The organism is Rhodococcus sp. H36-A4, from assembly GCF_027158005.1.
Classification (GTDB): domain Bacteria; phylum Actinomycetota; class Actinomycetes; order Mycobacteriales; family Mycobacteriaceae; genus Rhodococcoides.
Genome location: NZ_JAPVLQ010000005.1, coordinates 91935 through 105572 on the forward strand (window position 1 = coordinate 91935; position 13638 = coordinate 105572).

At 60.9% G+C, this 13638-nt stretch carries 14 protein-coding genes; 11 read left to right on the plus strand and 3 right to left on the minus strand.

Annotated features, from left to right (window positions below; all coding sequences use genetic code 11):
* Window positions 1–77: 77 nt before the first annotated feature.
* Window positions 78–1352 (minus strand): urea ABC transporter substrate-binding protein, encoded by a 1275-nt coding sequence (gene urtA, locus O1W68_RS14720; protein ID WP_269304712.1) that lies wholly within the window; start codon window positions 1350–1352, stop codon window positions 78–80.
* A gap of 252 nt (window positions 1353–1604) precedes the next feature.
* Between urtA and O1W68_RS14725 the strand changes: the two genes are divergently transcribed.
* From O1W68_RS14725 to O1W68_RS14735, 3 genes are read left to right on the plus strand one after another with little or no spacing between them, the layout of a single operon-like run.
* On the plus strand, window positions 1605–1838 hold the full coding sequence (locus O1W68_RS14725; RefSeq protein ID WP_269304714.1) for a helix-turn-helix transcriptional regulator: 234 nt from the start codon (window positions 1605–1607) through the stop codon (window positions 1836–1838).
* A 12-nt stretch (window positions 1839–1850) separates the two neighbouring features.
* Window positions 1851–2360, plus strand: coding sequence for a DUF2029 domain-containing protein (locus O1W68_RS14730; protein ID WP_269304716.1), 510 nt, complete (start codon window positions 1851–1853; stop codon window positions 2358–2360).
* Between the two features lie 54 nt (window positions 2361–2414).
* Window positions 2415–3410 carry an MBL fold metallo-hydrolase gene (locus O1W68_RS14735; protein ID WP_269304719.1) on the plus strand — a complete coding sequence of 332 codons (996 nt, stop codon included), beginning with the start codon at window positions 2415–2417 and terminating at the stop codon, window positions 3408–3410.
* A 29-nt stretch (window positions 3411–3439) separates the two neighbouring features.
* Here the strand turns inward: O1W68_RS14735 and ramB are convergent, their stop codons facing one another.
* The gene (gene ramB / locus O1W68_RS14740; protein WP_269304721.1) at window positions 3440–4852 is read right to left on the minus strand and encodes an acetate metabolism transcriptional regulator RamB; all 1413 of its coding nucleotides are present in this window, start codon (window positions 4850–4852) and stop codon (window positions 3440–3442) included.
* A 173-nt stretch (window positions 4853–5025) separates the two neighbouring features.
* Here ramB and O1W68_RS14745 point away from each other — a divergent pair, with 173 nt between their 5' ends.
* The 7 genes from O1W68_RS14745 to O1W68_RS14775 all read left to right on the plus strand — a co-directional run bounded on the left by O1W68_RS14745 (window position 5026) and on the right by O1W68_RS14775 (window position 12197).
* Window positions 5026–5439 carry an SPW repeat domain-containing protein gene (locus O1W68_RS14745; protein ID WP_269304722.1) on the plus strand — a complete coding sequence of 138 codons (414 nt, stop codon included), beginning with the start codon at window positions 5026–5028 and terminating at the stop codon, window positions 5437–5439.
* Window positions 5440–5841: 402 nt separating this feature from the next.
* A complete protein-coding gene (aceA, locus tag O1W68_RS14750; protein WP_084346246.1) occupies window positions 5842–7131 on the plus strand; it encodes an isocitrate lyase in 1290 nt (429 codons plus the stop codon).
* Between the two features lie 44 nt (window positions 7132–7175).
* Window positions 7176–8060 (plus strand): 3-hydroxybutyryl-CoA dehydrogenase, encoded by an 885-nt coding sequence (locus tag O1W68_RS14755; protein ID WP_269304727.1) that lies wholly within the window; start codon window positions 7176–7178, stop codon window positions 8058–8060.
* Between the two features lie 91 nt (window positions 8061–8151).
* On the plus strand, window positions 8152–10452 hold the full coding sequence (gene metE / locus O1W68_RS14760; protein ID WP_269304729.1) for a 5-methyltetrahydropteroyltriglutamate--homocysteine S-methyltransferase: 2301 nt from the start codon (window positions 8152–8154) through the stop codon (window positions 10450–10452).
* Window positions 10449–10724, plus strand: coding sequence for a hypothetical protein (locus tag O1W68_RS14765; RefSeq protein ID WP_269304731.1), 276 nt, complete (start codon window positions 10449–10451; stop codon window positions 10722–10724). Before metE ends, O1W68_RS14765 begins: the two co-directional genes overlap by 4 nt.
* Before the next feature lie 106 nt (window positions 10725–10830).
* Complete coding sequence (locus tag O1W68_RS14770) at window positions 10831–11871, plus strand: NAD(P)-dependent alcohol dehydrogenase (protein WP_269304733.1); 1041 nt, start codon at window positions 10831–10833, stop codon at window positions 11869–11871.
* A gap of 104 nt (window positions 11872–11975) precedes the next feature.
* Complete coding sequence (locus O1W68_RS14775) at window positions 11976–12197, plus strand: hypothetical protein (protein WP_269304736.1); 222 nt, start codon at window positions 11976–11978, stop codon at window positions 12195–12197.
* Between the two features lie 10 nt (window positions 12198–12207).
* On the opposite strand, the gene O1W68_RS14780 is transcribed toward O1W68_RS14775, so the two are convergent.
* A complete protein-coding gene (locus O1W68_RS14780) occupies window positions 12208–13113 on the minus strand; it encodes a PPK2 family polyphosphate kinase (RefSeq protein ID WP_269304737.1) in 906 nt (301 codons plus the stop codon).
* A 41-nt stretch (window positions 13114–13154) separates the two neighbouring features.
* Here O1W68_RS14780 and O1W68_RS14785 point away from each other — a divergent pair, with 41 nt between their 5' ends.
* Entirely contained in the window at window positions 13155–13616 is a 462-nt protein-coding gene (locus O1W68_RS14785) for a PPOX class F420-dependent oxidoreductase (protein WP_269304739.1), read from the plus strand.
* The last annotated feature ends 22 nt before the right edge of the window (window positions 13617–13638 follow it).

Here is a 13638-nt window from a genome sequence, read left to right on the forward strand (position 1 = left end):
CAGTGCAGCTCCGCACAGATGAGTGGACATGCTTTCGCTAGCTGCATTTCCACTCATCTGCGCGAAGTGCCCGGGAATTAGTTGAGGTCGGACGCCCACTCGTAGGTCTCGAGGAACGGATCGGGTGCGATCGGCGCCGGGGATTCCCAGACGGTGTAGATCAGGCCGTCGGGGCGAACTTCGCCGATACGTGCAGTCTTCGAGATGTGGTGGTTGGCGCCGTCGATGACGACCTCGCCCTCGGGGGCGGCAAAGCTGACGCCGTCCGCTGCGGCTTGAATGTCAGCGACGGCGAAGGAGTTTGCCTTCTCCACGGTGTTCTTCCACAGATACACCGAGGTGTAGGCGGCTTCCATCGGGTCGGAGGTGGGCTTGTCCGCGCCGTATTTCGCCTTGTAGTCGGCGACGAACTTCTTGTTCTCCTGGCTGTCGACAGTCTGGTAGTAGTTCCACGCCGTCAATTGGCCCTCGATGTTCTGTGCGCCGATACCGGCAACTTCTTCCTCGGCGATGGATACCGAGAGGACCGGCATGTCAGCAGCTTTGAGGCCCGCGTTGGTGTACTCGCGGAAGAAGGCGACATTGGAATCGCCGTTGAGGGTGTTGAACACGGCATCTGCGTCGGCGGAGCGGACCTTGTTCACGATCGTGGAGAAGTCCGTCGAACCGAGCGGGGTGTAGTCCTCACCCTTGATCTCGATGCCGTTGGCCACCGCGTAAGCCTTGATCTCACGGTTGGCGGTCTGCGGGAATACATAGTCACTACCGACCAGATACAGAGACTTGACGCCCTTTTCCTTGAGATAGTCGAGTGCGGGGACGATCTGCTGATTCGTGGTTGCACCGGTGTAGAAGATGTTGTCCGAGGATTCGAGGCCCTCGTACTGGACGGGATAGTAGAGCAGCGCGTCGTTGTCCTCGAACACCGGCAACATCGCCTTGCGGCTCGACGATGTCCAACCACCGAAAACAGCTGCGACACAGTCACTGCTGATCAACTTCTCGGCTTTTTCGGCAAATACTGTGGGCTCGGACGCGCCGTCCTCGGCGACGACCTGTATCTGCTTGCCGTCGACTCCGCCTGCTGCGTTGATCTCTTCGACGGCCATGGCGATCGAATCACGCACCGTCACTTCACTGATCGCCATTGTTCCGGAGAGCGAGTTGAGCGAGCCGACCTTGATGGTGTCGCCGGATGTGTCCACGCAGGATTCGGCTGCTGCTGCGCCGTCCGCTGAGGTGGTATCACTGGCTTTGCTCCCGCAGGCGGTGAGCGCCAAACCGACCATGGCCAGAGCGACCGGAGCGACCAGTACACGTGTGGCCATTGTGCTCGAGGAAACTGCAGGCATCTTTGACGCCCTTTCGCTTGTATACGGAGTTGTATTCGCGATTGCAGACAGTAAAGGGGAAGTATTGCGCGAATATGTTGCCCGATGACGGCATTATTTCGTCCATTACGCCGTTGTTAACTTCTCGGCCCCTATTGATTCGTCCGAGTGGAGGGGTTCGGCGATGTCCGACCCCGTGGACCCGGATGTGGCTTGCCGACCAGAATGACAAGTAGGGTTGACATCGGATGACAAGTCCGCTTGACTTTCGTTATGGCCGACGCACTCAGGACCAATGCGGTGCGTGAACACCGAAAAGCGGCCCGGCTCACTCAGGCAGAGCTGGGTAGAGCATGCGGAGTCAGTAGACAGAGCATCGTCTCCGTCGAAGGAGGCGACTATGCCCCAAGCGTCTATTTGGCGCTCGAGCTGGCCGCAGCATTGAACACCACCGTCGAAACCCTTTTCGCGACAGGCGAAAAGCTTGAAGCACAACCGGATACATGAGGAGCGATGACCATGAGTACATCCATCACGGCAGGTCCGTTCATCAAGGCGATGCGGTTCGTCGGCGATCTCGACGATGAGTTCTACCACGACGAACGCCAGCGCGATGTGTGGAACGAGGCCTCTGCCATCGGCTTTCAGCTCTTCGCGTGGACGTCGCTGATCAGCGCCGCGGTGCTGCCGTGGGTGGCGGGCACAACCGGAGCCTGGATCGGTCTGGGCATCCTCGTCGTCTCGACACTGATCAACTTCGCCACCGCGGGCTACTCGGCCGCGCGCGGAGTCAATCTCTACACGGCGTCGAAGCTGGTTCGTGTTCGCGCGATCGTGGTGGGAGTGCTCTTCGCAGTCGGATACGTCAGCGTGCTGATGACCTTGCAGCCGGGCGTGTACTCGCAGGCCAGTTCATGGGCGGGTGGGCTCGTCGGCGCGATTGTCGGCGGCGGCGCTGTGGGAGCAGTGATCTGGTACATGCGCAAACGTAATGCCCGCTTCGAAAACGAAGAGATCGACGGCAGTTGACCGGCCGCGGAAATGCTCGACTACGGCAGCTCACCGAAGGTAACGTGCGGACCCATGAGCGCCGGTGAAGGACTGGAACAGATCGCTGACGGGGTGTGGGCGTTCCTGCGTCCGCCGGGCAGTTGGGGTCAGACGAACACCGGGCTGATCGTCGACCGGGGTGCGGCGTCGATGGTGGTCGACACTGTGTGGGACACCGGATGGGCGAAGCGTGTTGCATCGGCGACGACACTGTTGGTGACCGATGCGCCGATCACCGAGGTACTCAACACACATTCTGACGGCGACCACTGGTGGGGAAACGACACGGTGCCCGCCGAGGCACGAATAACCACCAGCGTTGCCTCCTTCGAAGCAATGAAGGAGGAATTGCCGCCCGCAGCCGTGACGGCGTTCGCGAGGCTCGGTAGGTTGGCCGGTCCGGTCCTCGGACCGATCGGCGACGTCGGAACTTACATGAACACAGTTCGTGGAGGAGCGCGGTTCCCACGAAAGCTGCCGAGGCTGCCGGATCACACGTTCGAAGTGACCGAACGGATCGACGTCGGGGCACGTCAGGTGCAGCTGAGATACCTCGGTCCGGCACACACAGCGGGAGATCTGATTGCCCACGTACCGGACGCAGGTGTGGTGTTCGCAGGCGATCTGCTGTTCATCGGTTCGACCCCGATACTCTGGCACGGCCCGCTCACGAACTGGATGGATGCACTCGATCATCTGATTGCGCTCGATGCGGCGGTCTACGTTCCGGGTCACGGACCGATCTGCGGCCTCGACGAGGTGCGTAAGCTCCGCGCCTATTGGGCGTGGGTGGACGCGGCCGGACGCCAACATTTCGATGCGGGAGTCGAATCGGTGCATGCTGCCCGCAACATGATGGCTTCCCCGGAATTCGTGCCCTTCGCGAAGTGGTGCTCACCGGAAAGGCTGGTCCTGAGCATGTCCACGCTGTACCGACTGTGGGACGGCAAACCTGCGGCTCCGCCGACTCTCGTCCGCCGGGTCGCGGCTTTCGCTGCGGCGGGGGCGATGCTGCGCAGGGGGAAGTGAGCCCCGAGAAAGGACCCAACCGGTGATCGTCATCGAACGCGATACGGCGAAACCGAGCTCTGATGCTCATCGACTTCGAGGTCCTTACCGAGCGGAGGGAACGCACGTTGCGGGCAGTTCGACCGCTCGCACACTCGGCAACCCGCGCCGATCGGGGTGGCCACAGCCGAACCATGTAGATCGAGCCCATCGGCGTAGACCAACCGAGTTGCATGCCGAAGCTCGCACCCCAAACCGATGGCGAACGTCTTGGTCGGCTGGCCGTAGCGCGCAGCCCGTCGCTCGACCGTGCGGGCAATCCACAGGTAGCTACGCCCGTCCGGCATCTCGGCGATCTGCGTCATGATCTTGCCCGGGTAGGCGAAGGTCTCGTACACATTCCACAGCGGGCAGGTACCGCCGCTGGAAGAAAAGTGAAAGCCGGTCGCCGACTGTCTCTTGGACATATTTCCGGCACGGTCGACACGGACGAAAGATAAAGGAACGCCACGAAGCTTGGGCCGTTGAAGCGTCGAAAGGCGGTGGCAGACAGTTTCGTAGCTGACCGAGAAGAAGGCCGACAATCGCTCGATGTCGTAGCGAAAATCCTCTGCCACATCATGGAACTGGCGATATGGAAGAACTGTGGCAGCAGCGAAATAATTGGCGAACCCGAGGATCGCGAGCTTCTTCGATTGATCGCTCGTGAAACCGCCCTCCTCGACCATTTTGTCCAAAAGATCGGCGCATTCGAGGTAGGCCAATTCTGCGGCGTACTTGAAGACCTTCTGCCCACCCGAGAGGTGCGTGGAAATTTCCAGGACCCGAGTACGCGGATCGAACCGGTGCAGGACATTCTCGCCGAGATCGATTCGATGGACGATCTGAACTTCGTGAACAGTCTCGAGACGGCGGGCGATCTCTCCGCCGACGTCGGCGCGGTGGAATCGGATCCGTGACGTCAACTCCTCTGCGGCGGTATCCAACTCGTGCAAATAGTTCTGCCGTTGGTAGAAGTAGTCGCGGACTTCCTCGTACGGTTTACTGATCGAACCGCTGCCACTGCCGTCGCTGAATCGCTCGTCGGTAGCGGCCGCGAGCTGAGCCGTCGTATTGCGGTACCGGCGGTGCATGTTCACCATCGCCCGGGCCAACTGCGGATGAGATGAGACCATCTGCGCGATCTCGTGAGCGTCGGCAGCGATGCCCATGTCCTGATCCAGTGCAACCTCTCGAAGCTCGGCGACGAGTCTGGTGTCGTCCTCCGAGGAGAAGAAGGAGGTATCGACACCGAAAACCTCGGAAATGCGAAGCAGTACGGGCACTGTCAGTGGGCGGACGTCGTGTTCGATCTGGTTGAGGTAGCTCGCCGAGATCTCGAGCTGACCGGCCAGCGCGACCTGGCTCATCTTGCGCTCGGACCGAAGCTGCCGCAGCCGCACGCCGACGAACGTTTTGGACATGCGCCCAGGTTACGCCTGCGAAGACAGCACTTAACAGCGTTCACCTTTCTCGCGCGAGGGTCACAATTCGGTGATGCTACGACGCCGAAGCGTTCATGACGGCGTATACCGGAATGAGAGTTGATTTCAGCCTTCGAACAAGGATTCAGCCGCGAACAAGAGGGAGTCTCCAGATGTCGGACCAATCGAACGAAGTTGTACGCGACACCATCGTCCTGATCGCCGGAGTGGTACTCGTGACGTCGACCATTTGGCTTCCCGTCGACGGAAACACAGGGGTGTCCGGTGCCATCCTCATTCTCGGCATGCTGTCGGCGGGCACGGCTCTCTGGGCGATGTCCAGTGCGTCGAGATCCAGCCACTGGGCGCACGTAGTTCTGGGAGTGGCGCTCGCGTTCTCGCCGCTGATTCTCGCGTTCCCCGCTGATCTGTTGGTGACCGACATGTTCGCCATCGTCGGTGGCGTCCTCATTGCGTTACTAGGTGTACTGGGTGTGGTGTCCAGCACGCGTCGAGCCCCCGAGTCGAGCAGAGTGATCGCATCCTCTTTCTCACAGCCGGCTGCTCGGGATCGCGTGCGAAGCTGATTTCAGGTGGGGAAAGCTCGAACCCGCCTTTGCGCTCACTGTGATTACAATCACATTCGTAACAGCTCGGCTTCGTCACTGTTTCGATTCAGACGCCTTCAGTCAAACAGTACGAACGTCCGGTAAGGCGCTCCTAGGTAGTTTCTTAAATTGCGTTCGTAGCCTGCGGTTTCGGTCTACTGGCCGGTAACCAACCTGTCCTTTCGGTGAGGGTTCGCGTTGGCTGGAACTTCGCAAACTTAGCAACGAGTGTTGAAAAGCTAGCCAAGATTGGCACTAGCAACAGGTGGACGGGCATTTTTGGGTGTGCCATTGTTTTGGAGTACACCCGAAGGGCCTGGCAACGATGTGAAGAATTCCTTTCGACGCAGGCCGAGAAGATGAGAAGAGACTGGAGCTCCGATGTCGACCACCGGCACCCCGAAGACCACCGCCGAGATCCAGCAGGATTGGGACACCAACCCTCGCTGGAAGGGCGTGACGCGTAATTTCACCGCAGAACAGGTTTCCAAGCTGCAGGGCACCGTGGTAGAGGAAGCAACACTTGCCCGCCGCGGTTCCGAGATCCTGTGGGACCTCGTCACCAACGAGGACTACATCAACTCGCTCGGTGCACTCACCGGCAACCAGGCCGTGCAGCAGGTTCGCGCCGGCCTGAAAGCCATCTACCTCTCCGGCTGGCAGGTTGCCGGCGACGCCAACCTCTCTGGCCACACGTACCCGGACCAGAGCCTCTACCCGGCCAACTCGGTGCCGACCGTCGTTCGTCGCATCAACAACGCCCTGCTGCGCGCCGACGAGATCGCCAAGGTCGAAGGTGACACCTCGGTCAGCAACTGGCTCGCGCCAGTGGTCGCCGACGCCGAAGCCGGATTCGGTGGCGCGCTGAACGCTTACGAGCTGCAGAAGGCCATGATCGCTGCCGGTGCCGCAGGTGTGCACTGGGAGGATCAGCTCGCATCGGAGAAGAAGTGCGGCCACCTCGGTGGCAAGGTGCTCATCCCGACCCAGCAGCACATCCGCACCCTGACCTCGGCTCGCCTCGCGTCCGACGTCGCCGATGTCCCCTCGGTCATCATCGCCCGCACCGACGCCGAGGCCGCAACCCTCATCACGTCCGATGTGGACGAGCGCGACGTGGAGTTCCTCGACGGAACCCGCACCGCAGAAGGCTTCTACGGCGTCAAGAACGGTATCGAGCCGTGCATCGCTCGTGCGAAGGCTTACGCACCGTACGCAGACCTCATTTGGATGGAGACCGGCGTTCCGGATCTCGAAGTTGCCAAGCGCTTCTCCGAGTCGGTTCGCAGCGAATTCCCGGACCAGATGCTGGCCTACAACTGCTCGCCTTCGTTCAACTGGAAGGCGCACCTGGACGACGCGACCATCGCCAAGTTCCAGAAGGAACTCGGCGCGATGGGCTTCAAGTTCCAGTTCATCACCCTTGCCGGATTCCACTCGCTCAACTACGGCATGTTCGACCTGGCGCACGGCTACGCCCGCGAGGGCATGACGGCGTTCGTCGACCTGCAGGAGCGCGAGTTCAAGGCTGCCGAAGAGCGCGGCTTCACCGCCGTCAAGCATCAGCGTGAGGTCGGCGCAGGCTACTTCGACACCATCGCCACCACGGTCGACCCGAACACCTCCACCGCAGCGCTGAAGGGCTCCACCGAAGAGGGCCAGTTCCACTGATCGCCACGTCCGACTCGAACGACCAGTGAGGCCAAGGAGCTGACGTGACCAGCGAGAAAATTCAGCGAGTCGGCGTTATCGGCATCGGACAGATGGGCGCCGGAATCGCCGAGGTGTGCGCACGCGCACACGTCGATGTGCTGGTCTACGAACAGACACGTGAGCTGACGGCCGCAGGACGCGCACGCATCCTGCGGTCGTTGGACCGCGGTGTCAGCAGCGGCAAAATCACCGAGCGAGAACGTGAGCAGGCAGCCTGGCGGTTGCGGTTCACGTCCGACTTCAGTGACTTCGCCGACCGTCAGCTCGTTGTCGAAGCAGTTCTCGAGGACGAGAAGATCAAAGCCGACATTTTCGCCGAGCTCGATTCGGTGGTGACGGACCCGAATGCAGTACTCGCGTCCAACACGTCGTCGATCCCCATCATGAAGCTGGGGATCGCGACCACATCACCGGATCGTGTCGTCGGCATGCATTTCTTCAACCCGGTGCCGGTGCTCCCGCTCGTCGAGCTCGTCACCACTCTCAAGACAAGCCAGGCTGTCGCCGAGCGTGCGGAGAAATTCGCCAGTGAAGTACTCGGCAAACAGGTCGTCCGGTCTGCGGACCGTTCGGGTTTCGTGGTCAACGCTCTGCTGGTGCCATACCTGCTCTCGGCCATTCGAATGGTCGAGTCCGGGTTCGCCACCAAAGAAGACGTGGACAAAGCGACAGTGCTCGGCCTCGCACATCCCATGGGGCCCTTGGCATTGGCCGACCTCGTCGGACTCGACACCGTCAAGTCGATTGCCGACTCGATGTACGAAGAGTTCAAGGAACCGTTGTTCTCCGCCCCGCCGCTTCTGCTACGTATGGTCGAGGCAGGGCTGGTCGGCAAGAAGACCGGAGCAGGTTTCTACCAGTACGAGAACGGTCGTTTCGCAAAATAGGTAGGCGCTTCGCAGACGAGTGGTAATACGTCCTCGGCAACGTATTACCACTCGTATCTGCCGTTGCACCCTCACTGAAAGGAACCCTTTCGTGGCGAGTAGCGCAGCCGAATTCGGTTCGAGCATCCTGGGGTACCCGAGAATCGGCCCGCGGCGAGAATTGAAGCGCGCACTCGAGACCTACTGGAACGGCAAGTCGACGCCTTCCGCCCGCGCCGCACTCCAGTCCGTCGGTCGTTCCCTTCAGGAAGACACCTGGGACGAACTCCATGCAACCGGGTTGACGCAAGTCCCCGGAAACACCTTCTCCTTCTACGATCACGTCCTCGACGATGCATTGCTTTTCGGGGCGGTTCCGACGCGCTTCGCCCCGCTCGAAGGGGAGATGCATCCGCTCGATTTCTACTTCACCGTTGCTCGCGGCAAGCCGGACCTCCCGCCGCTTGAGCTGGTGCGGTATTTCGACTCCAATTACTTCTACCGCCAACCCGAGATCGACGAGTCGACGCCGTTTTCGCTGCACGCGGAGAGCCTGCTCGACGAGTTCGACCGGGCGAAGGCTCGTGGTATCGAACTGCGCCCCGTTGTGCTCGGCCCGGTATCGCTGCTCTTGTTGTCCAAGGCCGGATCTTCAGCAGCGGAAGGATTCTCCCCGCTCGATCGGCTGGGGGACCTGCTTGCGCAGTACAGTGCCCTCTTCGAGTTGCTTGCCCTGCGAGGTGCCACCTGCATCCAACTCGACGAGCCCGCATTCACAGCCGAGCGGACAGCCGGGGAACTGGCAGCACTCGACCGCGCGTACACCGCTCTGTCGACGACGGCGTTGCGTCCCCGACTTCTCGTGACAGGTCAGTACGGGTCTCTCGGATCTGCGCTGCCGATTCTCGCAGCCACCAAGGTGGAGGCAATCGGGCTTGACCTCGTCGCCGGCAGACTCGAGCCGGAAGAGCTCGCCGCCATTGCAGGAATGAAACGCAAACGCCTCTACGCGGGAGTCATCGACGGCCGCAGCGTGTGGCGTGCCGACCGCATCGTCGTACTCGACTACCTCGAGCGGCTGAAAGAGGTGTGTCAAGAACTCGTCGTCTCGACGTCGTCGACTCTTCTGCACGTTCCGTACGACGTGCTGAGCGAGTACGACATCGACGGCAACGTCGCCGACCGACTCGCGTTCGCGAAGCAAAAAGTCGGCGAGGTCGTTGCCTTGGCAAAGGCGCTCACCGACGGGCCGTCGGACAAATGGCGCAAGAAGCCGACCGAGGTGCACTTCAAGCAGAAGCACGCGGTGCGGCACCGTGTTTACAACGTCACGCCCGACATGCGGGTTCGGCAGCCGTACTCCGAGCGGAAGATCGCGCAGCGCGAGAAGCTGAACCTTCCACTCGTGCCCGCCACCACCCTCGGTTCGTTCCCGCAAACTTCGGCAATGAGACAGGCGAGATACGAACTGGGACAAGGCCGTATCGAAACCGTCGACTATCGCGCACGCGTCGAAGAAGAGATCGAGCAGGTAATCCGGTTGCAGGAGGACATCGGGCTCGACGTTCTGGTGAACGGCGAGGTGGAACGCAACGACATGATTCAGTTCTTCGCCGAAGCGCTCGAAGGGTTTGCCACGACGACCAATGGGTGGGTCCAGACGTACGGATCACGATGCGTGCGTCCGCCCATCCTGTACGGAGACGTGGCCCGGCCGAAACCGATGAGTGTCGAGTGGACAGCGTTCGCGCAGTCGTTGACGCACAAGCCGGTCAAAGCAATCCTGACCGGCCCCGTCACGATGCTCGCCCGTTCGTACGTGCGGAGGGACCTCCCACTGCACGAGGTGGCCGACCAAGTTGCCCTCACCGTTCGCGACGAGATCGCCGATCTCGAGAAAGCTGGGATCGGGATCATCCAGGTCGACGAGCCGGCGTTGCGTGAACTGCTGCCCTCGCGTGAGAAGGGCCGAAAAGAATACCTCCGTTGGTCGGTCGAGGCGTTTCGGCTGGCGACGTCGGGTGCACAGCCCGAGACCCAGATTCATACTCATCTTGGGTACTCGACTCGTGCGTCGGTGGTCGACGCGATCGAGAACCTCGATGCCGATGTCACTGCGATCGTGGCAACCCGATCCATCGACTGGGTTCTCGGTGCTGTGCAGGAGAACGTCCTCAGCCATGGAGTCGGTCCCGGCGTGTACGAAAGTCGTTCGGCGCGTATCCCCGACATCGACGAACTCGACGAGCTACTGACACAGGCAGCCGCGACGATCGACATCGATCGGTTGTGGGCCAATCCCGACGGTGGCCTCAAGACACGCCAGTATTGGCAACTGGAACCGTCGTTGCGTAACTTGGTGGCAGCGGCGCGACGGGTGCGCCGACGCGCAGAACAGGGGACAGCAGAGTGAGCAAGTCGAAGAAGTCCGGCGGACTCGTTCCGAAGGTGTTCGGAATTGTATTGGCAGCGACGGGTGCCGCGCATTTCGTCGTTCCCGAGGCGTTCGAAGGAATCACCAAGCGTCCTTTCCCTCGGGACACCAGGACCTGGATCAGCCGCAACGGAGCTACCGAACTAGCTGTCGGTGCTGCAATTGCGTATCCCAAGACTCGTAAGATCGGCCTGGTCGGACTTGGCACGTATGTCGGCTGGTTGGGTCTCAATATCGCCCGCAACGGTTAGAGCACCCGGTCCGAATTGTTGTGAATCACTCCCGCCTGCTGGGAATACCCTGCTGGCGGGAGTGTCCGCTTTGCATGCCTACCGAAGGGTAGGTAGCAATGTAGCTATGACTTCAGCTACTGCATATACCGCGACGGCCCCTGATGCTCCGCTCGAGAAGGTCACCATCGAGCGTCGTGAGCTCGGACCCAACGATGTCCTCATCGAGGTCAAGTTCGCCGGTATCTGCCATTCCGATATCCACACCGCCCGGAACGAGTGGGGCGGTACCACCTACCCCGTCGTTCCGGGACACGAAATCGCGGGCATCGTCTCCGAGGTGGGTTCCGACGTCAGTAAGCACAAGGTCGGCGACCGCGTCGGCGTCGGGTGCTTCGTGGATTCCTGCGGCGAGTGCGAGGCCTGCCTTGCCGACGAAGAGCAGTACTGCAGCAAGGGTGTGACGGCGACCTACAACTCCAAGCAGGCCGACGGCACCATCACCCAGGGCGGATACTCCACGCACATCGTCGTCACCGAAGGGTTCGTTCTTTCCATTCCGGAGGGAATCGAGCTCGACGTCGCGGCGCCTCTCCTGTGCGCAGGCATCACGCTGTACTCCCCGCTCAAGCATTGGGGAGCCGGGCCCGGCACGAAGGTCGCCATCATCGGTATGGGCGGACTGGGACATGTCGGTGTCAAGATCGCCAATGCACTCGGCGCCGAGGTAACCGTGCTCAGTCAGTCGCTCAGCAAGGAAGAGGACGGCAAGCGACTCGGTGCGCACCACTACTACGCCACTTCCGACTCAGCGACGTTCAAGAAGCTTCGTGGTGAATTCGACCTGATCATCAATACCGTGTCGGCAGAGATCGACATGGACAAGCACATGTCACTGCTCGCGATGAACGGCTCGCTCGTCATCCTGGGGCTTCCGTCCGAGCCCATCAAGGTGCGCGGATTCACCCTTGCGGCCAACCGTCGTAGCCTCGCGGGTTCGATGGTCGGTGGCATTGCGCAGACGCAGGAAATGTTGAATTTCTGCGCTGAACACCACATCGGTGCCGAAATCGAGACCATCGCCGCGGACAAGATCAACGAGGCGTACGAGCGTGTGTTGAAGAGCGACGTCCGCTACCGGTTCGTGATCGACGCCAAAACATTCTGAGTTCTCGTGCGCCTTTCGTATCCGTAAATGTATGCGAAAGGCGTACCACGCGGGCGTAGCGTCGAAGTCGGGTCGGACAGTTCTCTTCGACGAAGGGACCCGAGATGAAACTAAATACGTTCACAGGCTGGGTTGGTTACGGACTGGCATTGCTTGCCGTTACCGCGATGGGCCTGTTCCTGGTCGCAGTGGGTTCTGGCTACGACGCTCTGGCAGTGTTGGCAGGCAGTGTCTGCGTGGTGGCAATTGCAGGGGCCATGGGCCTGGTGGGAGGAGTGGTCAAGCACGACCACCGACTCCACCGCACTACCCCAAGACTGCTCTGACGGTTCGGCGCTAGCTTTCAGCCAGCCGCCTCTTCTCCAGCTCGACGTCGAAATCGGCAGCGGGCCAGTCGAGTTCGAGCTGTTCGAGTGCATCGATCAGCAACTCCGTAACGGCGAGTCGGCTGTACCACTTCCGGTCGGCCGGGATGACGAACCACGGTGCGTAATCGGTATTCGTTCGATCTATGGCGCGTTGGTAGGCGATGCGATATTGCGGTAGGAATCCGCGTTCGGTCACGTCGCCGGGGTTGTACTTCCAGTGCTTGTCGGGTCGGTCCAGCCGCTCTTGGAGCCGAGCTCGCTGCTCTTCCGGCGAGACGAACAAGGCGACCTTGATGATGAGCGTGCCCTGTTCGGCGAGGTCCTTCTCGAAGGCGTTGATCTCGTCGAATCGTGGTTCCCACACCTGGCGCGGAACCAGGTCGTGGACCGCTACGACCAACACATCCTCGTAGTGCGACCGATCGAAGACCCCAATCTTCCCGCCGCGGGGTAGGGCCTTACGAATTCGCCACAAGTAATGGTGCTGCTTCTCTTCCTTGGTGGGAACCCCGAAAGAGGCGAGATCGACGCCCTGTGGATCGACCATCCCGATGACATTGCGGACCATCCCGCCTTTGCCCGCAGTGTCCATTCCCTGCAGTACCAGAAGAATCGAGCGCAGATCTCCGGCACGTCCGTTGGCGTACAACTTTTCTTGAAGGGCGGAGAGATGTTTACCGCGCTCGAGGAGGAGAGCCTGGCCTTCGGCTTTCGTGCCCTCGAATCCGGGCGTCTCATCGAAGTCGATGTCCTCGATACGTGTCGAATCGGTTGCGCGGAGGATCTTGCTGGGCGGGGTAGACCACAACGAGAGCTTCTCGTCCTTCGATTCCACGTTTTCCGGTGACGCCGACTTCTCGGATGACTTGGCCATGAACCGACCCTAGTCCGCGGTGGAGATCTACCCTGGTATTCATGGCTCCGAAACTTGCGTCAGCACAATCCGTCGACCGTTCCAAGATGCTGGACTTCGTTTCTCCTCGACACCACCTGACCCTCATCACCCACAAACGCGATGGCGGAGTGCAGGTCTCCCCGGTGACGTCCGGACTCGATTCCGAAGGCCGCATCGTCATAGCGACGTACCCGGAGCGCGCGAAGGTCTACAATATTCGTCGCAACCCGTCGGTGACCGCGCTGATGCACTCGGACGAGTGGAACGATGCGTACGTTCAAATCGACGGCACAGCCGAGATCATCGATCTCCCGGATTCGGTGGAACCGCTCGTCGAGTACTTCCGTAGCGTCGCCGGTGAACATTCCGACTGGGACGAGTATCGCGATGCGATGCGGAAGCAGGGAAAATCGTTGATACGCATCACGATCGAGAACTGGGGGCCGATCGCCGAAGGTGGCTTCCCCCCGGGGAGAGTGTGATCAGCCCCCCGGGGAGAGTCTG